The 21,413-nt window shown below is 65.0% G+C and carries 21 protein-coding genes; 12 read left to right on the forward strand and 9 right to left on the reverse strand.

Annotated elements, in window-relative coordinates; translation table 11 throughout:
- The 11 genes from J6500_RS12195 to J6500_RS12245 form a co-directional block, all read left to right on the forward strand.
- On the forward strand, nucleotides 1-609 hold a 609-nt coding region (locus tag J6500_RS12195), incomplete at its 5' end, for a PfkB family carbohydrate kinase (protein ID WP_225712947.1).
- Nucleotides 610-618: 9 nt separating this feature from the next.
- Nucleotides 619-1,269: a bifunctional 4-hydroxy-2-oxoglutarate aldolase/2-dehydro-3-deoxy-phosphogluconate aldolase gene (eda, locus tag J6500_RS12200; protein WP_225712948.1), complete on the forward strand. Its 651-nt coding sequence runs from the start codon at nucleotides 619-621 to the stop codon at nucleotides 1,267-1,269.
- 45 nt (nucleotides 1,270-1,314) lie between these two features.
- Nucleotides 1,315-2,484, forward strand: a complete 1,170-nt coding sequence (locus tag J6500_RS12205; RefSeq protein WP_225712949.1) for an acetyl-CoA acetyltransferase — start codon at nucleotides 1,315-1,317, stop codon at nucleotides 2,482-2,484.
- Nucleotide 2,485: 1 nt separating this feature from the next.
- On the forward strand, nucleotides 2,486-4,018 hold the full coding sequence (locus tag J6500_RS12210) for a class I adenylate-forming enzyme family protein (RefSeq protein ID WP_225712950.1): 1,533 nt from the start codon (nucleotides 2,486-2,488) through the stop codon (nucleotides 4,016-4,018).
- 57 nt (nucleotides 4,019-4,075) lie between these two features.
- Nucleotides 4,076-4,279 carry a hypothetical protein gene (locus J6500_RS12215; protein WP_225712951.1) on the forward strand — a complete coding sequence of 68 codons (204 nt, stop codon included), beginning with the start codon at nucleotides 4,076-4,078 and terminating at the stop codon, nucleotides 4,277-4,279.
- A 243-nt stretch (nucleotides 4,280-4,522) separates the two neighbouring features.
- Complete coding sequence (locus J6500_RS12220; RefSeq protein ID WP_225712952.1) at nucleotides 4,523-5,725, forward strand: CaiB/BaiF CoA transferase family protein; 1,203 nt, start codon at nucleotides 4,523-4,525, stop codon at nucleotides 5,723-5,725.
- Between the two features lie 11 nt (nucleotides 5,726-5,736).
- The gene (locus tag J6500_RS12225) at nucleotides 5,737-6,903 is read left to right on the forward strand and encodes an acyl-CoA dehydrogenase family protein (protein ID WP_225712953.1); all 1,167 of its coding nucleotides are present in this window, start codon (nucleotides 5,737-5,739) and stop codon (nucleotides 6,901-6,903) included.
- Between the two features lie 142 nt (nucleotides 6,904-7,045).
- The gene (locus tag J6500_RS12230) at nucleotides 7,046-8,182 is read left to right on the forward strand and encodes a thiolase family protein (RefSeq protein ID WP_225712954.1); all 1,137 of its coding nucleotides are present in this window, start codon (nucleotides 7,046-7,048) and stop codon (nucleotides 8,180-8,182) included.
- Complete coding sequence (locus tag J6500_RS12235; RefSeq protein ID WP_225712955.1) at nucleotides 8,179-8,538, forward strand: Zn-ribbon domain-containing OB-fold protein; 360 nt, start codon at nucleotides 8,179-8,181, stop codon at nucleotides 8,536-8,538. Before J6500_RS12230 ends, J6500_RS12235 begins: the two co-directional genes overlap by 4 nt.
- Before the next feature lie 488 nt (nucleotides 8,539-9,026).
- Complete coding sequence (locus J6500_RS12240) at nucleotides 9,027-9,554, forward strand: carboxymuconolactone decarboxylase family protein (RefSeq protein WP_225712956.1); 528 nt, start codon at nucleotides 9,027-9,029, stop codon at nucleotides 9,552-9,554.
- A 31-nt stretch (nucleotides 9,555-9,585) separates the two neighbouring features.
- A complete protein-coding gene (locus J6500_RS12245; protein WP_225712957.1) occupies nucleotides 9,586-10,299 on the forward strand; it encodes a class I SAM-dependent methyltransferase in 714 nt (237 codons plus the stop codon).
- Between the two features lie 151 nt (nucleotides 10,300-10,450).
- On the opposite strand, the gene glsA is transcribed toward J6500_RS12245, so the two are convergent.
- From glsA to J6500_RS12260, 3 genes are all read right to left on the reverse strand, one after another.
- Complete coding sequence (glsA, locus tag J6500_RS12250; protein ID WP_225712958.1) at nucleotides 10,451-12,310, reverse strand: glutaminase A; 1,860 nt, start codon at nucleotides 12,308-12,310, stop codon at nucleotides 10,451-10,453.
- Between the two features lie 73 nt (nucleotides 12,311-12,383).
- Nucleotides 12,384-13,253, reverse strand: a complete 870-nt coding sequence (locus J6500_RS12255) for a right-handed parallel beta-helix repeat-containing protein (RefSeq protein WP_225712959.1) — start codon at nucleotides 13,251-13,253, stop codon at nucleotides 12,384-12,386.
- A 52-nt stretch (nucleotides 13,254-13,305) separates the two neighbouring features.
- Nucleotides 13,306-14,511 carry a right-handed parallel beta-helix repeat-containing protein gene (locus tag J6500_RS12260; protein WP_225712960.1) on the reverse strand — a complete coding sequence of 402 codons (1,206 nt, stop codon included), beginning with the start codon at nucleotides 14,509-14,511 and terminating at the stop codon, nucleotides 13,306-13,308.
- 354 nt (nucleotides 14,512-14,865) lie between these two features.
- Between J6500_RS12260 and J6500_RS12265 the strand changes: the two genes are divergently transcribed.
- Nucleotides 14,866-15,114 (forward strand): hypothetical protein, encoded by a 249-nt coding sequence (locus J6500_RS12265; RefSeq protein ID WP_225712961.1) that lies wholly within the window; start codon nucleotides 14,866-14,868, stop codon nucleotides 15,112-15,114.
- Here J6500_RS12265 and J6500_RS12270 read toward each other — a convergent pair.
- The 6 genes from J6500_RS12270 to J6500_RS12295 form a co-directional block, all read right to left on the reverse strand.
- Nucleotides 15,101-16,012, reverse strand: a complete 912-nt coding sequence (locus tag J6500_RS12270; RefSeq protein ID WP_225712962.1) for a right-handed parallel beta-helix repeat-containing protein — start codon at nucleotides 16,010-16,012, stop codon at nucleotides 15,101-15,103. The genes J6500_RS12265 and J6500_RS12270 overlap by 14 nt on opposite strands.
- 8 nt (nucleotides 16,013-16,020) lie before the next feature.
- Complete coding sequence (locus J6500_RS12275) at nucleotides 16,021-16,902, reverse strand: right-handed parallel beta-helix repeat-containing protein (RefSeq protein ID WP_225712963.1); 882 nt, start codon at nucleotides 16,900-16,902, stop codon at nucleotides 16,021-16,023.
- Nucleotides 16,903-16,977: 75 nt separating this feature from the next.
- Nucleotides 16,978-17,550 (reverse strand): general secretion pathway protein GspN, encoded by a 573-nt coding sequence (locus J6500_RS12280; RefSeq protein WP_225712964.1) that lies wholly within the window; start codon nucleotides 17,548-17,550, stop codon nucleotides 16,978-16,980.
- A 139-nt stretch (nucleotides 17,551-17,689) separates the two neighbouring features.
- Nucleotides 17,690-19,747 carry a TRAP transporter permease gene (locus J6500_RS12285; protein WP_225712965.1) on the reverse strand — a complete coding sequence of 686 codons (2,058 nt, stop codon included), beginning with the start codon at nucleotides 19,745-19,747 and terminating at the stop codon, nucleotides 17,690-17,692.
- Nucleotides 19,748-19,794: 47 nt separating this feature from the next.
- On the reverse strand, nucleotides 19,795-20,958 hold the full coding sequence (locus J6500_RS12290) for a TAXI family TRAP transporter solute-binding subunit (protein ID WP_225712966.1): 1,164 nt from the start codon (nucleotides 20,956-20,958) through the stop codon (nucleotides 19,795-19,797).
- Nucleotides 20,959-21,112: 154 nt separating this feature from the next.
- Nucleotides 21,113-21,334 (reverse strand): acyl-CoA carboxylase biotin carboxyl carrier protein subunit, encoded by a 222-nt coding sequence (locus tag J6500_RS12295; RefSeq protein ID WP_225712967.1) that lies wholly within the window; start codon nucleotides 21,332-21,334, stop codon nucleotides 21,113-21,115.
- Between the last annotated feature and the right edge of the window lie 79 nt (nucleotides 21,335-21,413).

Consider the following 21,413-nt stretch of genomic DNA (forward strand, 5'->3'; position numbering starts at 1 on the left):
GAGACGGACGTGATCCTGAATTCGCTCGCCACCTACGACCTCGTCTACCTCTCGGCGATCACGCTCTCGATCCTGCACGAGGAGGGACGGGAGCGGCTGATAGCGGCGCTGAAGCGTGCGCGGCTGCTCGGGACCCGGTTTGCCTTCGACACCAACTTCCGCGCCCGCGGCTGGCCCGATCTCGGTGTGGCACGAAAGGTCTTCTCCGCCGCGTTCGAGACCGCAGACATCGTGCTCGCCTCGACCGATGATCTGGCGCCGCTCTACCCCGGCGAGAGCAACACTGCGCTGCTCGCCGGCATCTCCAGCCCCGAAGTGGTGCTGAAACTCGGCGAGCCCGCCTGCATCCTGCGCCATGCCGGCGGCTCAAGCGAGGTGAGGGCGGAGCCGCTGACGAAACCGGTGGTCGATACCACGGCCGCCGGCGACAGCTTTGCCGCGGCCTATCTCGCCGCGCGCGTCGGCGGCGCCGGGCCGGAGGAGGCGGCGCGCGCGGGCCATCGGCTTGCCGGCGTCGTCGTGTGCTATCCCGGCGCGATCATTCCGCGCTATGCCATGCCGCCGAAGAAGGCGCTGCGGCCGGCAAATTCCCGCAAGGCTTCCCAATAAGGCTTCCCAATGACCGAGACTGCGAAACAGCACCAGATTGCCGAACTGATCCGACAGGCCATCGTGATCCCGGTGCTCACCATCGAGCGGCTGGAGGACGCCGTGCCGCTCGCGAAGGCGCTGGTGGCTGGCGGCGTGCGGACGCTGGAGGTGACATTGCGCACCGCGGTCGCGGTCGATGCGGCCAAGGCCATGATCGCCGAGGTGCCGGAGGCCATCGTTGGCATCGGCACCATCCTCAACGGCGACGATCTGGCGCGCGCCGAGGCGCTCGGCGCCAGGTTCGGCATCAGCCCCGGCGCGACGCCCGAGCTCCTGAAGGCCGCCGCAGCGAGCCGGCTGCCGTTCGCGCCGGGGATCGCCACGGCCTCCGAGCTGATGCAGGCGCTCGCGCACGGCTTCGATGTGGTCAAATTCTTCCCGGCCGAGCAGGCCGGCGGTATCAAGGCACTGCGGGCGCTGGCCGGCCCGTTCCGGAACGTCAGGGTGTGCCCGACCGGCGGCATTGGCGAGGCCAATGCCGCGACCTGGCTGGCCGAGCCGAATGTGCTGGCGGTCGGCGGCTCCTGGCTGTGCCCGGCTGCCGATATCCGCGCCGGCAATTGGGCGGGCATAACCGCCATGTGCGCGCGGGCGATGAAATCGCTGAAATCGGGCTGAAGGTGGGTTACATAACCTCCCGAACAGGAACAGGGAGATACGGCCATGACAGCCAGCATCGTGGGTTGGGCGCACACGCCTTTCGGTAAGTTCGACGCGGAAACCGTCGAGGGTCTCGTCGTCAAGGTCGCTAATGAGGCGCTGGCCGACGCCGGGATCGCGGCGTCCGACGTCGACGAGATCATGCTCGGCCATTTCAACGCCGGCTTCTCGCCGCAGGATTTCACCGCCTCGCTGGTGCTGCAGGCCAATCCGGCGCTGCGCTTCAAGCCGACGACGCGCGTCGAGAACGCCTGCGCCACCGGTTCGGCTGCCGTGCACCAGGGTATCCGCGCCATCGAGGCCGGTGCCGCCAAGATCGTGCTGGTGGTCGGCGTCGAGCAGATGACGCGGACGCCGGGCCCGGAGATCGGCAAGAACCTGCTGAAGGCGTCCTATCTGCCTGAAGACGGCGACACTGTCGGCGGCTTCGCCGGCGTGTTTGGCAAGATCGCGCAGGCCTATTTCCAGAAGTACGGCGACCAGTCGGACGCGCTGGCGATGATCGCCGCCAAGAACCACAAGAACGGCGTCGCCAATCCCTATGCGCAGATGCGCAAGGATTTCGGCTTCGAGTTTTGCCGCGCGGAGAGCGAGAAGAACCCGTTCGTCGCCGGGCCCCTGAAGCGCACCGACTGCTCGCTGGTGTCCGACGGCGCCGCCGCACTGGTGCTGACCGATGCCGAGACCGCGAAGACCATGGGCAAGGCGGTGAACATCCGCGCCACCGCGCATGCGCAGGATTTCCTGCCGATGTCCAAGCGCGACATCCTGCAGTTCGAAGGCTGCACCACCGCCTGGCAGCGCGCGCTGCAGAAGGCCGGGCTGCAGCTCTCCGACCTTTCCTTCGTCGAGACCCACGACTGCTTCACCGTCGCCGAGCTGATCGAATATGAAGCGATGGGCCTGACGCCGAAGGGGCAGGGCGCCCGCGCGATCATGGAGGGCTGGACGCAGAAGGACGGCAAGCTGCCGGTCAATCCGTCCGGCGGCCTCAAGGCCAAGGGCCATCCGATCGGCGCCACCGGCGTCTCGATGCACGTCATGAGCGCGATGCAGCTCACCGGGCAGGCGCCCGAAGGCATGCAGCTCAAGGACGCGCAGATCGGCGGTATCTTCAACATGGGCGGTGCGGCAGTCGCCAATTACGTCTCGATCCTCGAGCCGGCGAAGTAGCTTGAATATCGCCGAATGGCTGGCGGCGACGGCGCGGGCGCGTCCCGACGCGCCGGCGCTGCTCACCGGCTTCGACCTCGATGCCGACTACGCGACCTTCGCCCGCCGCGCCGCCTCGATCGGGGCGGCGCTGGCGCGCGATCACGGCATTGCCGCCGGGGATCGCGTCGCGCTGTTCGCGTCGAATTGCACGCAATATCTCGAATGCCTCTACGGCATCTGGTGGATCGGCGCCGCCGCGATCCCGATCAATGCCAAGCTGCACGGCCGCGAGGCGGCGTGGATCTGCGGCAATGGCGGCGCCAAGCTCGCCTTCGTGTCCGATGACACGATCGCGGCGCTGACGGAGGCGAAGGCTGACTGCCCGGCCGACATGACCATGCTGTCGATCGACAGCGACGCCTACAATGCGATGCGAAGCGGCGAGGGTGCGCCGGCGCCGCTGCCGCGCGAGACCGATGATCTCGCCTGGCTGTTCTACACATCGGGCACCACGGGCCGGCCCAAGGGCGTGATGCTCAGCCACGGCAATCTGCTTGCGATGTCGCTGTGTTATCTCGCCGACGTCGATCCGGCGACGCCGAACGACGCCTCGCTCTATGCCGCGCCGATCTCGCACGGCGCCGGGCTCTACAATTTCCCGCATGTCCGGATGGGCGGCCGCCACGTGGTGCCGGAATCCGGCGGATTCGATCCGGACGAGGTGCTCAATCTCGGCCGCCAGCTCGACAATGTCGTGATGTTCGCCGCGCCCACCATGGTGCGCCGGCTGGTCGATGCCGCCAGGAAGCGCGGCGAGAACGGCGAGGGGCTGCGCACCATCATCTATGGCGGCGGGCCGATGTACACGGCCGACATCAAGGACGCGATCGCTACCATGGGCCAGCGCTTCGTGCAGATCTACGGCCAGGGCGAGTCGCCGATGACCATCACCGCCCTATCGCGCGAGTGGCACCGCCGCAGCGATCACCCGCGCTATCTCGAGCGGCTGGCCTCCGTCGGCACGGCGCAGAGCGTCATCACCGTGCGGATCACGGACAAGGACGGCAAGGTCTTGCCCGCCGGCTCGACCGGCGAGATCGAGGTCAAGGGCGCCACCGTGATGCTCGGCTACTGGAATAATCCGAAGGCCAATGCCGAGACGCTGAAGGACGGCTGGCTGCGCACCGGCGATGTCGGCCGGCTCGATGCGGACGGTTTCCTGACGCTGTCGGACCGCTCCAAGGACGTGATCATCTCCGGCGGCACCAACATCTATCCGCGCGAGGTCGAGGAAGCCCTGTTGACCCATCCCGACGTCCGCGAGGTCTCGGCCATCGGCGTGCCGGATCCGGAATGGGGCGAGATCGTCGTCGCCTGCGTCGTTTTGGAGCAGGGCGCCGGCGCCGATGACGGCAAGCTCGACGCGCACTGCCTGGCCTCGATCGCGCGGTTCAAGCGGCCGAAGCGGTACGTCTATCTCGATGCGCTGCCGAAGAACAATTACGGCAAGGTGTTGAAGACCGCGCTGCGCGAGATGATGGCGAAGGGATAGGCGGCGGCCCGCGGCCGCGCTAATCTGGGCAGTGCCTGCCACGCGGAGAACGGGACCATGGGTATCGAGACCTCGCTGTCGCTGTCCGAGCTGAACGATCGCATCGCGATCCTGCGGGACAATATCAGGCAGTTGATCGAGCAGGCCGCGGGGGCCTCCGGTGCCGAGGTCGAGGAACGTATCTCCGAGCGCCTCGAGCAGCAGAACGCGGAACTGGAAAAGCTCGTGGCGGCGCGCGAGGCGATGACCGGCGGCGGATAGCGGCGCCTTTGCCCAGCCTGCGATCCCGCCGGCATGCCATCGCCGCCGCGGCGCATACGGCCATACGCCCTGCGCAGGTTGATCTTGCCAGAAACCTCCCGTTACTAAAGCATCATCCGGAAAAGTGCGAAGCGGTTTTCCGAAAGATCATGCTCGAACAAAGAGCTAAAGCGCGATGACGATTCAACCAAATCTCATCGCACTTTAGGTCGGTAAACATACCAGCCGGGAGCGAACAGCGCGATGGGACCACTGCAGGGCATCAAGGTCGTGGACATGACGACCGTGCTGATGGGACCCTATGCGACCCAGATGCTCGGCGACTACGGCGCCGACGTCATCAAGGTGGAATCGCCCGACGGCGACGTGACGCGGCAGATCGGGCCGACGCGCCATCCCGGCATGGGGCCGGTGTTCCTCAATACCAACCGCAGCAAGCGCTCGGTCTGTCTCGACCTGAAGAAGCCCGCGGGCCGCGAGGCCGTGCTGCGGCTGATCGCGAAGGCCGACGTGCTGGTCTACAATGTGCGTCCGCAGGCGATGGCGCGGCTGCAGCTCGGCTATGACGTGGTCGCCAAGGTCAATCCGCGGCTGATCTATGCCGGCGTGTTCGGCTTCGGTCAGGAGGGACCGTATGCCGCCAAGCCGGCCTATGACGATCTGATCCAGGGCGCAACTGCGCTGCCGGCCCTGATGGCGCAGACCGCGGACGGCGTGCCGCGCTACGTGCCGAACGCGCTGGTCGATCGCATCGTCGGCCTCACCGCGGTCGGCGCGATCTGCGCCAGCCTCGTGCATCGCGACCGCACCGGGCAGGGCCAGCGCGTCGACATTCCGATGTTCGAGACCATGGCCGGCTTCGTCATGGGCGACCACATGGGCGGGCTGACCTACGATCCGCCGCTCGACAGGGGCGGCTACGCGCGGCATCTGTCGCCGGACCGGCGGCCGTACAAGACGCTCGACGGCTATATCTGCGTGATCGTCTACAACGACAAGCAATGGGAGAATTTCTTCACGGCCACCGGTCGCGACGATCTGCGCAGCGATCCGAAATTCGCGACGTTTGCCGGCCGCGCCGGCAATATCGATGTCGTCTACGCCGAACTCGCGCGCATCCTGCAGACCAAGACCACGGCCGAGTGGAACGCGATCCTCGAGCAGGCCGACGTGCCTGTGATGCCGATGCATGATCTCGGAAGCCTGCTGCAGGACCCGCACATGGTCGCGACCGGCATGTTTCCCGTCGTCGAGCATCCCACCGAGGGCCGCATCCGCAGCATGAAGGCATCGGCGCGGTGGTCGGAGACCAGGGCGGAGCCGAGCCGGCTGGCGCCGCGGCTCGGCGAGCACAGCGCGGAGGTCCTGCGGGAGGCAGGTTTCTCCGACGAGGAGATCGCGGCGATGGTCCGCGACGGCGTCGCCAAGTCCGTTGCAGAATCATAGGAGCACGACGGATGGATTTTGCACTCTCGGCCAACCAGGAATCGATCCGCGATGCGATCGCCAAAATCTGCACGCGCTTCGACGATGCGTACTGGCTGAAGAAGGACAAGGAGGGCGGCTACCCCGCCGACTTCCACCGTGCGCTGGCTGATGCCGGCTGGCTTGGCATCTGCATCCCCGAGGAATATGGCGGCTCCGGGCTCGGCATCACCGATGCCGCGATCATGATGCGGACGATCGCCGAATCGGGTGCCGGGATGTCGGGCGCCTCCGCCGTGCACATGAACGTGTTCGGGCTCAATCCGGTCGTCGTGTTCGGCACCAAAGAACAGTGCCAGCGCATGCTGCCGCCGATCATCGACGGCCGCGACAAGTCCTGCTTCGCGGTGACCGAACCGAACACCGGCCTCAACACCACCCAGCTCAAGACCCGCGCGGTGCGCCAGGGTGACAAATACATCGTCAACGGCCAGAAGGTGTGGATCTCGACCGCGCAGGTCGCGAACAAGATCCTGCTGCTGGCACGCACCACGCCGCTGGAGGAGGTGAGGAGCCCGACGCACGGCCTCAGCCTGTTCTACACCGATTTCGACCGCAAGCGCGTCACCGTGCACGAGATCGAGAAGATGGGTCGCAAGCCCGTCGACTCCAACGAGCTGTTCTTCGAGAACTTTGAAATCCCCATCGAGGACCGCATCGGCGAGGAGGGCCGCGGCTTCGAATACATCCTGCATGGCATGAATCCCGAGCGCATCCTGATCGCCGCCGAAGCGGTCGGCCTCGGCCAGGTCGCGCTGAAGAAGGCATCGGACTACGCCAAGGGCCGCATCGTGTTCAACCGGCCGATCGGCATGAACCAGGGAATCCAGCATCCGCTGGCGAAGTGCTGGATGGAGCTCGAGGCCGCTTGGCTGATGGTGCTGCGCGCGGGCTGGCAATACGACCAGAACCTGCCGTGCGGCCCGGCCGCCAACGCGGCAAAATATCTCGCCGCGGAGGCGGGCTTCCACGCCTGCGAGCAGGCGGTGATGACCCATGGCGGCTTCGGCTACGCCAAGGAGTACCATGTCGAGCGCTACTTGCGGGAATCCCTGATCCCGCGCATCGCGCCGATCAGCCCGCAATTGATCCTCAGCTTCATCGGCGAGAAGGTGCTCGGCCTTCCGAAGTCGTATTGATGATGGGTCGCAGGATATCTCAGCTCGTCATTCCGGGATGCGCCGCCAGGCGCAGGCCCGGAATCCATCGGGCCACATGTTGTGCAGGTGAATGGATTCCGGGCTCGTGCTGCGCGGGCCCCGGAACGACGGAGATAGCGCCATGAGCTTCGTCACCGGCGTCGGCCTCACCTCCTACGGAAAGCATGAGGGTCTTTCCTCGCTCGACCTGATGAGCAAGGCGGCCGAGCTTGCGATCGCCGATGCCGGACTGAAGCGCGCCGACATCGACGGCGTCCTCTGCGGCTATTCCACGGTCTCGCCGCACATCATGCTGGCGACCGTGTTCGCCGAGCACTTTGGTATTCGCCCGGCCTATGCCCACGCCGTGCAGGTCGGTGGCGCCACTGGGCTCGCGATGACCATGCTGGCGCATCACCTGGTCGATGCCGGAGTCGCAAAGCACGTGCTGGTGGTCGGCGGCGAGAACCGGCTCACCGGGCAGAGCCGCGATGCCTCGATCCAGGCGCTGGCCCAGGTCGGCCATCCCGATTACGAGGTGACGCTAGGGCCGACCATCCCGGCCTATTACGGCCTGGTCGCGACGCGCTACATGCATGAGTACGGCCTCACGCAGCAAGACCTTGCCGAGTTCGCCGTGCTGATGCGCAAGCACGCGCTGACGCATCCCGGTGCGCAATTTCACGATCCGATCACGGTGGCCGACGTGATGGCCTCCAAGCCGGTGGCGATGCCGCTCAAGCTGCTCGATTGCTGTCCGGTGTCCGACGGCGGCGCGGCCTGCGTGATCAGCCGCGAGCCGACCGGCGAGAGGCAAGTCCGCGTGCGCGGCTGCGCCCAGGCGCACACGCATCAGCACATCACGGCGGCGCCGGCGTTGAGCAAGCTTGGCGCCGAGATCTCGATCGCCAAGGCGAAGCAGGCGTCAGGCATCGCGATCTCGGACGTGCGTTATGCCGCGGTCTATGACAGCTTTACGATCACGCTCGCAATGCTGCTGGAGGATCTCGGCCTCGCCGGGCGCGGCGAGGCCGCCGCGCGGGTGCGCGCCGGCTATTTCAATCAGGACGGTGAGATGCCGCTCAACACCCATGGCGGGCTGCTCAGCTACGGCCATTGCGGCGTCGGCGGCGCGATGGCGCATCTGGTCGAGGCTCATCTGCAGATGACCGGCCGCGCGGAGAACCGTCAGGTCCGCGATGCCTCGGTCGCTCTGCTGCACGGCGACGGCGGCGTGCTGTCGTCGCATGTCAGCATGTTCCTGGAGCGCGTGCGATGAGCGGAGTGATCGCGGACTGGACCAACGGTGCAGAAGCCATCGTCTACCAGACTTGCAGTGCCTGCGGCGCGCAGCAATATTTCCGCCGCAGCTTCTGCGCCGCCTGCGGCTCGTCCGAGCTCGCCGAGCACCGAGCCAGCGGGGCAGGGACGGTCTATGCGACCTCGCTGGTGTGTCGCGCCGCGACGCCGCAGACGCGGGCGCATGTGCCCTACAACATCGTGCTGGTCGATGCCGATGAAGGCTTTCGCATGATGGCCCACGGCGACAATGACCTCGTCATCGGCGACAAGGTGGCAGCGCGCTTTACGCAATTTGCCGGTCGCCTGATTCCGTATTTCGCAAAGACGACATAGCAACAGCCTGCCATGCGGTCGGCGCCAGGCGCCGCCGGATGGCAGGCTGCGCGAAACAATCCATGCCGGAACGGGGATGCATGGATTGCTTTGTCGCGGCACCTCGCCAATGACGGAACTTACGCGTGACCGGATGGCCGTCACCGCCAATAGAGCACGACGCTGGCGATGACGAGCATTGCCGTTACCGCCAGCACTTGCGCAAGCGCCTCCGAGGCCGCCCTCTTGGTGGCTTCCTTCATGCGTTTCCCCTAGACTCGGGCGTCGCTCATCGTTGCGCGTGACGACGCGCAAGACGGCCAGATTTTTGTACTCGGAACACCCCGCGACGAGTATCCGCTTTGATGAGTCCCCACTCAGCGAATATCGACGGTAGCAGGGTCGTCCGCGATTGCGGCGGCAATTTGACTCGGGCGTGTTGCTCCCGCGACAGCCGGCCGATACTGTCCTGGACCGAACAGAAACGGCAGCAAGATCAAGGTTAGGAAATGGCCCGCATCGACTACTCCGATCCCGCAAAAGCAAGCCCGCGCACCCGCGAGATCCTCGACAAGAACCGCAACGCCAACATCTTCCGCATGATGGCGCATTCGCCGAGCTATTTTGAGCAGTACTGCCGGCTCGGCGGCGCGATCCGCCACAAGGGCGAGCTCGATCCGATCGTGCGCGAGCTTGCGATCACGCGCACCGGCATCCTCTGCGAAGCGCCGTACGAGATCGTCGCGCACAAGCGGATCGGCAAGAATGTCGGCGTCACCGACGAGCAGAACGAAGCGCTGGAGAACTGGCAGCAGGCAAGCTGCTTCGACGAGGTGCAGCGCGCCGCGCTCGCCTTCACCGACGAGATCGTCAAGCTGAAGAAGCCGACGGACGCGACATTCAGGGCGATCGCTGCAAGACTGACGCCGGCGGCGCTGATCGAGCTGCAGCTCTCGGTCGGTTTCTACATCATGACCTCGAAGTTCCTGGAGACCTTCGAGATCGATCTGCAGCCGGTGACGGAAGTGGTGAGCTAGTCCGTTTCATTCACAAACCAGGATCGTCCCGATGGACAATGGGTGGGACGCTTCGGCGCAGGCCTGGATCGAGTCGCAGGGCGAGCGCGGCGATTGGGGCCGTGAGCATGTACTCGATCCGGTCATGCTCGATCGGATCGGACGCGGCCGGTTCGGCAACGCGCTCGACGTCGGCTGCGGCGAGGGGCGCTTCTGCCGGGTTCTGAAGGCAGCCGGCGTCAATCCGATCGGCATCGAACCGACGACCGCCTTGCTCGAAGCGGCAAGGCTGCGCGATCCGTCCGGCGACTATCGGTGCGGCCGGGCCGAGCAGCTCGAGTTTGCCGATGCGAGTTTCGATCTCGTGGTCAGCTACATCACGCTGGTCGACATTCCCGACTTCAGGGCGGCGATCCGCGAGATGGCGCGGGTGCTGCGGCCGGGCGGCTCGCTGTTGATCGCAAATCTCACCGGCTTCACGTCGGCCGGCGCCGAACAGGGCTGGGTCAAGGACGAGGCGGGGCGCCGTCTGCATTTCCCCGTCGACCGCTACCTTGACGAATTCCCGATGTCGTTCGCGTGGGCCGGCATCCGCATCGAGAACTGGCATCGGCCGCTGTCGGCCTACATGACGGCGCTGCTGGAGCAGGGCCTGCGACTGACGTTCTTTGCCGAGCCGGCGCCGGTGTCCGGCGAAGCAACCCGGCAGGCCGACTTTCGCCGCGTGCCGTGGTTCGTCGTCATGGAATGGCAGCGCCCGGGATAAGGTTCTGGGTGGCTTTCCTTCGCATCGCCCCGCTTGCGGGGAGAGGCCGGAGCGCATGCAGCGAAGCGGAACGCGGTCCGGATGAGGGGGTCTCCGCGGGTCCAACAACGACCCTCTACGCGCGAAGAGCGGGGAGAGGGAGAGGGAACAGCTAACCGGACGTCAGCAGGTCGACCTTGGCGTTCGCCACGATCAGGCGCTCGGCGAGAAGCTGCGCGAGGTTGCGCATGATCCGCTCGCAGGCAGGCGCGTGCCGGGTGCGGAAACGGTCGAAATCCGCAATCGTCACCTCATACGCGGTTGCCGACATGTCGGCGATCACGTCCGCAGTGCGCGTCGGCTCCAGCAGCGCCATCTCGCCGAACGCCATGCCGGCGGTCAGCGTCGCAAGACGGATGCCGTCGGGCAGGGTGACGTGGACCACGCCGCTGCGCAGGAAGAACAGCGAGGTCGCCGCACTGCCGGTGGCGATGATCGTCTCGTGCGGCTGGTAGGTCCTGACCGTGCAGAGCGCGGCAAGAGCGGCGAGCTCCGTCTCACTCAGGCCGGCGAGCAGCGGCTGCTCGCGGAGCTCGGTGGTCTCGAGGAAGTCGATCGAACCGCCATAGCGGTAGACGATCTGGTCCTCGGCCCATTCGATCGCGGTGTCGAGCAGGTAGAAATCCCTGATATTGCCGAGCTGGCTGGTCCACTCGCTGATCGTGGTCCACTCCCGCGATGCCCGCTTGATGCCCGACAGGATCACGGTGACGCCGAGCTCGGCGAGCTCCTTGAATGCTTCCGCGACCAGCCGCGCGCCGGCCCGCGTCGTCGCGGTGACGCGGCGCAGATCGAAGATCACGAATTCCGGCCGCGGTCCGCCGCCGAGGCGGCGCGAGACGTAGTCGACGTTGGAGAGCGACAGCGTGCCGACCAGCTCGATCACGCGCACCTCCTGGAAGTGCCTCGCCAGGATTTCCTGCTCCTGCGGCCGCCGCACCCGGCGCGACGGGTTCTTGCCGATATTGTAGTCGGCGATGATGCTGTGGCGGGCGTCGTCGCTGCGGTTCAGCATGTGCAGGTCGTAATGCGCCGACAGCGCCTCGCACACCTTGATGCCGCGCACGCTGTTGCCGTGCTTGTCGAGCTTCGGCGAGTAGCTTCCGAGCCCGAGCCGCGCCGGCAGCGCCGCCAGGATGCCACCTCCGACACCGCTCTTGGCAGGGATGCCGACGCGGTAGATCCATTCGCCGGCGTAATCATACATCCCCGACGAGGTCATCACCGAGAGCGTGCGCGCGATCGCGTAGGGCGTCATCACCTGCTCGCCGGTCAAGGGATTGATACCGCGGTTGGCGAGCGTCGCCGCCATCACCGCGATGTCGCGCGCGGTGACGAGGATGGCGCATTGCCGGAAATAGACGTCGAGCACGTCAGGCACGTTCTCGGCGATCACGCCATTGGTGCGCAAGAGATAACCGATCGCCCGGTTGCGGTCGCCGGTGGCGCTTTCGGACGCATGGACCGCCTCGTCGACGCCGAGCTCGCGGCCGGCGAAGCGGCTGAGCGCCTGGCGGATGAAGTCGAACGCATCGTCGCCCTTGGCGGCATGGATCAGGCCGGTGCAGGCGATCGCGCCGGCATTGACCATCGGGTTGAAGGGGTGGTTCTCGGCGTTGAGCCGGATCGAGTTGAAGGGATCGCCGGAGGGTTCGACGCCGATCACGCTCTCGACCCGATCCGCGCCCAGCGTGTCCAGTGCCAGCGCGAACGTGAACGGCTTCGACATCGACTGGATTGTAAAGGGCACCCTGGTGTCGCCGACCTCATAGACGTGACCGTCGAGGGTCGCGAGGCTGATGCCAAAATGGGCAGGGTCGGCCTTGCCCAGCTCGGGGATATAGTCGGCGACGGCGCCGCCGACCTCAGGCAGGAAATCTGCGTAACAGCTGTGCAGAAACCGCAGCAGCGGCGGCTGCGAGCTGGTCCAGTTGACGGTGCTGGCGGTGACGGGCGGAGGCGATTGCTTCATCGTCTCCTGTTGTGCAACGCAATCCGGCCGCGCGCAACCGGTTCTGGGCCGACGCCCCGTGCGGGCCAGGCGGTCACCGGGCGCTGACGATCGTCGGGGTGGTGCCTTCGGCCGGATTGGCGAAGATGAGATTGTTGCCCAGACTTCGCGTCGGACCGCTGATCGCCGTGCTGTTGGAGTTGATGCTGGAGTTCGACAGCGTCACCGTCCCGGACGCAACGATGCCGATCCCGTTGAATGAGAGCTCTGTCGCCGTGACACCGACAATTGCCGTTGCATCCGTGGTGATACCAGCCGCGCTGTTGCCGGTGAATGTCGAGTTCTTGATCATCACGCGTCCGCCATTACCGACGGCAAGCCCGTATTTGTTGTAGGCAGAGTTGACGTTGTCGAGCTCGACGCCGATGATCCCGCTGGATGGTGCAATGACGATGCCGGCGCCCGAATTGCGCACGATGCTGCTGTTGCGAACCACGAGCTTGGCCGGCCCGGCTCGATGATCGTCGATTCCGGCATTGTAGCTTTCGGCAATGATTGCATTCTCGATGTACACTTCGGCGGCGGCTTGAATAATGATCGGGATGTAGAAGCTGCCGGCGTTTATCCCGATATTCCGAAGGATGATCTTCTTCGCGGGCGCATTGATGAGGATCCGACCGGTCTCCTGCCCTCGGCCCATGCAATCGATCGTGATCGAGCGGTCGATGGTAAATGGGTAAAAATAGGCAGCATCAATACATGTAACAACCCCGCCGTCGGCCGTGGCCGCCACCGCTCGCTGAAATGACCGGCAGGTCAGGCTGGCGTTTTCGCAGCTGTTTGCATCATTTCCTTGGGCAGAGACGTAGGAGTTGAAGTTTTGTGCTTTCGCTTCCGGGATCCCCCGGACCGTCAACACTGCTGCCGTCAGCAGGATCGCAATCGACGTTGGTAGACATTTCATGGCTATTGCTCCGTGGCCAAGCATACAAAGGGATGATGTGGCTGACAGGCGGTCATCGGGCGCTGACGATCGTCGGGGCGGTGCCTTCGACCGGATTGGCGAAGATGACATTGTTGCCCAGGCTTCGCGTCGGACCGCTGATCGCCGTGCTGTTGGAGTTGATGCTCGAGTTCGACAGCGTCACCGTCCCCGACGCGACGACGCCGGTGCCGTTGAAAGAGATCTCTGTCGCCGTGACGCCGACGATTGCTCCCGGATCCGCCGTGATCCCGGCGCCGCTGTTGCCGGTGAATGTCGAGTTCTTGATCATCACCCGTCCGCCACTGCCGACGGCAAGCCCGAATTTGTTGTAGGCGGCGTTGACGTTGTCGAGCTCGACGCCGACGACCCCGCCCGACGGCGCGATCTGGAGGCCGACGCCGGTATTGCTGACGACGCTGCTGTTGCGGATCACCAGCATGCCCGGCCCGCCCCTGCGATCGGAGAGCCCTGTGGCGGCTCCGCCGATCAGGGCGTTCTCGATGAACACGTTGGCTGCGGACTGGATGGCGATCGACGTGCCGCCGGTATGCAACCCGTCGACGGCGATGTTTCGCAGCACCACGGTCTTGCCGGGTGCGCCGATGTAGATGTAGCCGGAATTGGGCGATCCGCCGCCTGCGAGACAGTCGATCGTGACCGAAATGGCAATGTTGACGAATCCAAAATCGCCCGGGGAAGCGCATCGAATGCTGCCGCCGTCTTTCGTCTTGCTGATGGCCGCGGAGAACGACTGGCACGCGCTGGTGGGATACAGGCAGTTGTTTGAGTCGCTTCCGCCGTTCCCTCCGCCAGCGACGAAGGTTTCGTAGACCTGCGCTCTTGCTTCCGAGGTCCATTGGGCGATCAACATCGCTGTCATAAGGGCCGTAACCGACGTCAGTAGGCGTTTCATGGCAATTGCTCCGTGATCGGGAGGTGGGATGAAAGGACGATGATTGCAGTTGGTCAGGTCTCGCTCAGTTGTCGAACCATTCGCGGCGGCGCGGGGCGTCGGCGGCCGGGGCGTGACCCTGTCTTGCGGCATTGCATATGCCGGAGGGCGCAGCGGCAGCACCACCATCCGCTCGGCCATCTCGAAGCGGGCTCCGCTTCGGCTGATGGATCGCAATGTCCATCCCTCGCGATCGCCACCGGCGGAGAGTTTCAATATCTTGTCGGAGCTCTCGTCGCGAAACACGCCGGTCTGCAAGGATGGACCGATGATCGTGCCGATCATTACGAGCGAGGGGCGCTCCGACAGCGACACGACTGGCGCGGTAGGCGGAGGTGGCGCAGGTGCGGCGGCAAGCGCGAGCGGAGCCGGCGGGCGGCGGGATGCGGAGAACATTGGCCGCTCCCGCGTCATCGAGAGATTACCGAACGCAATAGCCCACAAGGGGTTGCCCGACTTGACGGAATCGATCGGCGCAGGATCGGGCGAAGGCGCGGACGATCTGTGCGGAGTGCCGGCAGCTCGGCAGCGGCCGCGTGCAACGGAGCGATGGCGGCTGCCACCATCAGCAAACCAAACCCGATCCGCGAACCGCGCTGATGCATCGGAAATCTGGATAAGAACGGATATGAGAAACTGTTGAAGTCGGTGGTGATCCTCCCGCATTACCGGGTGGATGTCGCCGGGACCAAAGGTCTCAGGCGCGGTCGGGGAATTATGCTGGAGGCGCGGGGTTGCGCCGATACGGCGTGCAACCGTGCGCACGGCGGCGGCACGTCTCAGCGAGAACAGCGTCGTGAAGCTAATGCCAAAATGGACAGGGTCAACCTTGCCGCGCACAACCCGTTCGGCACCGACACCTACGGTCAGGCGGTCACCGGGCGCTGACGATCGTCGGGGTGGTGCCTTCAACCGGATTGGCGAAGATGAGATTGTTGCCCAGGCTTCGCGTTGGACCGCTGATCGCCGTGCTGTTGGAGTTGATGCTCGAGTTCGACAGCGTCACCGTCCCCGACGCGACGACGCCGGTGCCGTTGAAAGAGATCTCTGTCGCCGTGACGCCGACGATTGCTCCCGGATCCGCTGTGATCCCGGCGCCGCTGTTGCCGGTGAATGTCGAGTTCTTGATCATCACCCGTCCGCCACTGCCGACGGCAAGCCCGAATTTGTTGTAGGCGGCGTTGACGTTGTCGAGTTCGACGCCGAGGACCCCGCCCGACGGCGCGATCTGGAGGCCGACGCCGGTATTGCCGACGACGCTGCTGTTGCGGATCACCAGCATGCCCGGCCCGCCCCTGCGATCGGAGAGCCCTGTGGCGGCTCCGCCGATCAGGGCGTTCTCGATGAACACGTTGGCTGCGGACTGGATGGCGATCGACGTGCCGCCGGTATGCAACCCGTCGACCGCGATGTTTCGCAGCACCACGGTCTTGCCGGGTGCGCCGATGTAGATGTAGCCGGAATTGGGCGATCCGCCGCCTGCGAGACAGTCGATCGTGACCGAAATGGTGATGTTGATGAATCCAAAATCGCCCGGGGAAGCGCATCGAATGCTGCCGCCGTCTTTCGTCTTGCTGATGGCCGCGGAGAACGACTGGCATGCGCTGGTGGGAAACAGGCAGTTGTTTGTGTCGCTTCCGCCGTTCCCTCCGCCGGCGACGAAGGTTTCGTAGACCTGCGCTCTTGCTTCCGAGGTCCACGGGACAGTCAGCGCCACCGCTGTCAGAAGGGCCGCAAGCAACATCAGTATGGGTCTCATGGCTATTGCTCCAGCGTTGAGATTCATCGACGCAATCATTGCGTCGGTGGTTGTCCGTTGGAGGAGTTGGCAAAGATGCGGTTGCCGCCCGCACTCTGGGTCGGCCCCTGGATCGCGACGCTGTTGGAGTCGATGGTCGAATTGTGCAGCGAAACCGTCGCTCCGGTTGACGAACTGACGCCGATCGAATTGAACGAGCTTTGCGTGGAGGTGATGCCGATGATCGTGCCCGGATCGGCGTGGATGCCTGCCACGCCGTTGCTGGTGAACACCGAGTTCTTGATCATGACGCGCCCGCCGCTGGCAACGGCGAGGCCATAGCGATTGTAGTCGGCGTGGACGGTATCGAGCTCGACCCCGATCACTCCGCTCGTCGGTGCGACAAGGATGCCGACGCCTGCATTGCTCACGATGCTGCTGTTGCGGATCACCAGCACCGCCGGCCCGGCACGATGGTCTTTGATACCGGGGGTGCCGCTACCGCGTGCTCCGGCAACAAGGACGTTCTCAATGTACACGCTGCCGGCCGCCTGGATGTCGATCGGAATGAAATTGGGGAGGAGCAGCGGGTTCACCGCGATATTTCGCAGTATGACCGTTTTCCCCGGGGCATTGACAATGATCTGCTGAGTACTGACGGCTCCGCCTCCCGCAGCGCAATCGATCGTGACTGACTTGGTGATCGTTAAACCACCAAAGACTGCCAGATCGACACATTGAACGTTTCCGCCGTCGTCTGTCTTGGCTAGCGCACCGGCCAGTGTCCTGCACGCGCTGGCGGCAGCGAAACAGTCGTTTGCGTCGTTTCCTGAAGTCGAGACGTAGGTCGAAACTGCTGCGCTTGCTTCCGAGGTCCATTGGACGTTCAACGAAATCGTTGTCAGAAGGACTGCAATCAACGTCAGTAAACGATGCATGACTATTGCTCCGTGGTTAAAAGCTGGAATGAACGGGATCGGTACGGCCCGATGGCTTTGGCCGGCTCTTCCTCCTCAGTTGTCGAACCATTCGCGGCGCCGCGGTCCGGTGGCTTGCGAAGCAGCCTTGCCTGCCAGGATCGGCTGCGTTGAAGGATGCAGTGGCAACACCACGGTCCGGTCCGCCATCTCGAAGAGCGCGTCGTTCCGGCTGACCGAACGCAAGGTCCATCCCCTGCGGTTTCCACCGGCGGCGAGCTTGATGATCGCGTCGGAATTCTCCTCGCGAAAGAGTCCTGCTTGCAACGATGGCCCGATGATCGTGCCGATCAGAACGAGCGGCGGACGCTCGGGTGCCGATACGACAGGTGCTGGGGGTGGCGAGGGCGCTGCGGGTACGATGGCAACGACGGGCGGGGTGGGACGTCGACGGGACATGGAGAACAGCGGCCGCTCTCGCGTCATGGAGAGGCGGTCAAAGGGGACTCCCCACAAGGGGTTGCCCTGCGGTGCAACGTCGATCTGCGCCGGATTGCGCAAACGCACGCGTGGGGTCACTGCGTCCGACGACTCAACGACCGCGGCCTGCGCCGCAGCGGTGGCCGCCAGCAGAAAAACAAGACCAGACCGCAGACCGCGCTGACCCATTGAAAGTCCGCACTAGAAACGTTCAGCAATATGGTCAGTAATCGAGCTTGATCTGCTCAACTTGTCAACATGGATCGAGCTTATGCAGCTAAAGCGTGCGCGGAGAAACTTTCGCTCGGCAGTTGCGTGATCAGAGACGTCACACTTCACGGATTCGCGGAACACCTGCCCGCCTGATCAGCACGAGCGCGATCAGCACCGTCGGCGCGAGGATCGCAAGTCCCAGCAGCGTCATTTGCAGCTGCGACAGCGGGTTGATGCCGCCGCCGGGCGTCGCGATCACGAAGCCGCCGATCACCAGCAGCACCCGGAGCGGCCATTCCAGCGGCCCGGCGCGGCTGAGGTCGCCGACGAAGGCCTGATAGCCCTGGATGCCGCCGCAGATGAACAGCGTGCCGAACGCCGCGAGCCCCATCAGGCCGAGGCCGGCGAGATAGGGGCTCGGTCCCTGCATAACCAGCGCCGGGTTCAGCACGAAGAAGAACGGGATGAAGTAGATGATGCTGCCGACCCACATCGATTCCCATCCGGTCTTCATGGCCGGCGAACCGGCGATGCCGGCCGCGGCGAAGGAGGCGATCGCGACCGGCGGGGTGATCGACGACAGCATGCCCCAGTAGAAGATGAACATGTGTACCGCCATCCGGTTCAGCCCGAGCTTCTCCAGCGCGGGCGCCACCAGGATGGCGAGGAAGATGTAGCAGGCCGTCGTCGTCAGCCCGAGGCCGAGGATCAGGCTGGTCAGGGCGCACATCACGAGCAGCAGGAATGCGTTGTCGCCGGCGAGCGTCAGCAGATCGTTGGCGAGGCTCGAGACCACGCCGGTCATCGAGAAGGCGCCGATCAGGAGACCGCATCCGGCGAGGATACCGACCAGCTCGACGAAGGTGCGGCCGTTGACCTCGAGGAATTTTGCGATCGTCGCCGGCGTCCAGCGCGTGTCCTTCGAGAAGATCTGGTTCAGCACCAGCAGCAGCGCCGTGGCGTAGAACGGGGCGTGGCTCTCGCGCTTGAAGTAGAGCAGCATCACGACCAGCAGCGCGATGACGAAGACGTAGTACCAGCCGTCCTTGATCGTATCCATCACCCGCGGCAGCTCGGCGCGCGGAATGCCCTTCAGGCCGTGGCGTGCGGCGTAGGAATCGACCTGCATGAACAGGCCGATATAGTAGAGCGTGGCCGGGATGATCGCGGCGACCGCGACCTCGGCGTAGCTGACATTGAGGAATTGCGCGATCACGAAGGCGGTGGCGCCCATCACCGGCGGCGCCAGCACCGCGCCGGTGGAGGCGCAAGCCTCGATCGCGCCGGCATAGGACGCACGAAAGCCGCTCTTCTTCATCACCGGGATCGTCATGGTGCCGGCGGTCAGCACGTTGGAGATGATCGAGCCCGACATCATGCCGAGCAGGCCGGAGGCGAAGATGCAGACCTTGGCCGCGCCGCCGCGGAAGGTGCCGCACAGCGCGAAGGCGATGTTGATGAAGAATTTTCCGGCCCCGGTCATCATCAGCGCGGTGCCGAACACGAGGAAGCCGATCACGGTGTCGGCGAAGGCCTGGATCGGAATGCCGAGCAGGCTCTCGCCCGACAGCACGTGATAGGCGGTGGCCTGGTCGAGCGTGAGCTGCGAGCCGCGGAAGGGGCCGAGCCAGCTCGCCTCGGCGAACAGCGGGTAGACCGTGAAGGGCAACACGCTGAGCAGCAGGCTCCAGCCGCCGGTCCGCCGCAGCGCCTCCATCAGCATCGCCCACATCACGAGGCCGGCGATGATGACGTTGCGCGGCGCGCCGTCGGATTCCCAGCCATATTGCGCCGCCTTGCGCACGTTCAGCATCAGCCAGATCGACGCGGCGAAGGTCGCCGCCGCGAGCACGAGGTCGTACCAGGGAATGCGGTTCAGCGGCGCGCCCTCCGTTCCCGGGAAGATCAGGAAGGTGAAGGGCAGCATCAGCGCGATCAGCAAGTAGAAATATTCGGTGTTGAGCTGGGTGTAGTCGACGAAGAAGCGCAGCGAGAATTGCTGGTTGATGCAGAGCAGGATGGTCGCCGCGGTCGCGACCACCAGCGCCCAGCGCCAGGCGCCGCGCAGGGTGCGCACGCGCGTGACTTCGGCCTCCTGCAAATTGCCGAGGCCGGCATGGGGATCCTCGAACTCGATCTTCTTCGCAGGCGCAGCCGTGGCGCTATCGGGCATTACGCATTCCCCAATGTTGTTCGTTTTGGCTGCAGTCTAGCAGGGTCTTATTCGAACCCGTCAGGCATGTTGGCCTTGGCCAGCGCCGCGGCGCGCGCCTTCATCCAGCCGTCGAGGAAGGCCTTGTCGTCCGAGGGCGGGTTCGACTTGCCGTAGTCCGCCCAGGCTGCCGCCAGCACCTCCTGGCGCTTGTACAGTCCGTTGTTGTGGGCGTCCTGCTCGGCGGTCCATTGCCCGGCCTCCTTGAGCGCCTTCACCGCGCCGGGATGTACCGGGACGACCCAGTTCTTGGTCTGGCGATCGGCGGCGAGGCCGGCGGCGCCCGGCGCGCCGTCCTTGTAGGCGTCGTAATTGACGATCATCGCCTTGGTGATCGAATAGATCTGATCGGCCGGCTGCGAGGCGTAGGCGACGAAGATCGGGTAGGGATAGTTGCCGAGCTCGATCGGCTTGTCCGGAGAAATGCCGGCACCGCAGGTCGCGGTCTGCGGGAAGAAGAACGAACCGACCTTTTGCACCCGCGCCCAGCCTTCCTTGTCCTTGGCGGGCAGCGGCGGCCACATCAGGCCGCGCGGCGAGGTCTCGGCCTCCTTGGCCGGACCGGTGATGGTGGTGCCGAAGGCGGCGTCGGTGTCGTTGTTGATCAGGCCCTTCCACATCGCGCCGTAGCTGGCGAACTCGACGACCTTGACGTCTTTCTGGGTGAGACCGCCGAAGGCCAGCATCGCCAGCGTATTCTGGTTCAGCGCCGGCGAGCCGACCACGAAGCCGACGCGCTTGCCCCTGAGGTCCTTCATCTCCTTGACGCCGGCGTCGGCGGCGACGCCGAGCGCGCCGCAATTGCAGTCGACCGACGACAGCAGCAGTTGCAGCGGCTGCGGGCCCCATTCCCTGGCGCCGAACTCGAACACGCCTTCCTGCGCGAAGTAGGTGCCCGATCCCATCGCCGAGGAGACCGCGCGCTTGGCGCGCAGCGGCGCGAGGCGCGCGACGTCGTTGCCGGCCGGCAGCACGCGGAGGTCGGTGCCGTATTTGTCCTTCATCATCTTGCCGACGGCGACCGCGATGTTGAAGCCGGCGGTGCCGGTGTCATAGGCGGTGACCGCCATGGTCGGCGGCAGCTTGATGTCGTCGGCCGACGCGGGCGCGGCTGCAAGCGTGGAAAGGCCGGCGAGAAGGGCAGGCGCGAGCGCCAGCAGCCGATGCATCATAATTCCTCCCTTTGTTTCGCTGTGCGAAACTTTTGTCGCCGGGATGATTGCATTGCGAACTGGCGATGGCAACGCTACCTCCGACGCATGCCGACGGTTTTCGCCCCGGACGTTGCGGGACAGATTGTCGCGGCGCAGCGGCGGACGGCGCGGCTCAGGTCTCGACGATCGCGACCGCCTGGCCTTCGGCGATCACGTCGTCGATCTTGACCAGAATCGACTTGATTTTGCCTGCTGCCGTCGATGTGACCGGTATCTCCATCTTCATCGCTTCGACGAAAGCGATCTCATCGCCGTCGCCGATGCGGCTGCCGGCTTCGACAGGAAGCGCGCAAATGCGGCCGGCAACTTCGGTCACAACCTTGATCTCTGGCATTCCACTCTCCGATACCGTCTTGCGGAAATTTCATCCGGCGAACGGCTTTTTGTTGTGGCGGCAGATTGCCTGAGGTAGC

This window comes from Bradyrhizobium semiaridum, assembly GCF_020329505.1.
GTDB classification, from domain to species: domain Bacteria; phylum Pseudomonadota; class Alphaproteobacteria; order Rhizobiales; family Xanthobacteraceae; genus Bradyrhizobium; species Bradyrhizobium semiaridum.

Bases quoted from the DNA above. Each gene is read 5' to 3' on its own strand.
- J6500_RS12255 (WP_225712959.1), bottom strand. From the start codon at position 13,253: ATGAAATGTCTACCAACGTCGATTGCGATCCTGCTGACGGCAGCAGTG.
- J6500_RS12290 (WP_225712966.1), bottom strand. From the start codon at position 20,958: ATGATGCATCGGCTGCTGGCGCTCGCGCCTGCCCTTCTCGCCGGCCTT.
- J6500_RS12235 (WP_225712955.1), top strand. From the start codon at position 8,179: ATGAGCGGAGTGATCGCGGACTGGACCAACGGTGCAGAAGCCATCGTC.
- J6500_RS12245 (WP_225712957.1), top strand. From the start codon at position 9,586: ATGGACAATGGGTGGGACGCTTCGGCGCAGGCCTGGATCGAGTCGCAG.
- J6500_RS12285 (WP_225712965.1), bottom strand. From the start codon at position 19,747: ATGCCCGATAGCGCCACGGCTGCGCCTGCGAAGAAGATCGAGTTCGAG.
- J6500_RS12295 (WP_225712967.1), bottom strand. From the start codon at position 21,334: ATGCCAGAGATCAAGGTTGTGACCGAAGTTGCCGGCCGCATTTGCGCG.
- J6500_RS12270 (WP_225712962.1), bottom strand. From the start codon at position 16,012: ATGAATCTCAACGCTGGAGCAATAGCCATGAGACCCATACTGATGTTG.
- J6500_RS12260 (WP_225712960.1), bottom strand. From the start codon at position 14,511: ATGATCGGCACGATCATCGGTCCATCCTTGCAGACCGGCGTGTTTCGC.
- J6500_RS12215 (WP_225712951.1), top strand. From the start codon at position 4,076: ATGGGTATCGAGACCTCGCTGTCGCTGTCCGAGCTGAACGATCGCATC.
- J6500_RS12225 (WP_225712953.1), top strand. From the start codon at position 5,737: ATGGATTTTGCACTCTCGGCCAACCAGGAATCGATCCGCGATGCGATC.
- J6500_RS12280 (WP_225712964.1), bottom strand. From the start codon at position 17,550: ATGGGTCAGCGCGGTCTGCGGTCTGGTCTTGTTTTTCTGCTGGCGGCC.
- J6500_RS12240 (WP_225712956.1), top strand. From the start codon at position 9,027: ATGGCCCGCATCGACTACTCCGATCCCGCAAAAGCAAGCCCGCGCACC.
- J6500_RS12230 (WP_225712954.1), top strand. From the start codon at position 7,046: ATGAGCTTCGTCACCGGCGTCGGCCTCACCTCCTACGGAAAGCATGAG.
- J6500_RS12205 (WP_225712949.1), top strand. From the start codon at position 1,315: ATGACAGCCAGCATCGTGGGTTGGGCGCACACGCCTTTCGGTAAGTTC.
- J6500_RS12275 (WP_225712963.1), bottom strand. From the start codon at position 16,902: ATGCATCGTTTACTGACGTTGATTGCAGTCCTTCTGACAACGATTTCG.
- glsA (WP_225712958.1), bottom strand. From the start codon at position 12,310: ATGAAGCAATCGCCTCCGCCCGTCACCGCCAGCACCGTCAACTGGACC.
- J6500_RS12220 (WP_225712952.1), top strand. From the start codon at position 4,523: ATGGGACCACTGCAGGGCATCAAGGTCGTGGACATGACGACCGTGCTG.
- eda (WP_225712948.1), top strand. From the start codon at position 619: ATGACCGAGACTGCGAAACAGCACCAGATTGCCGAACTGATCCGACAG.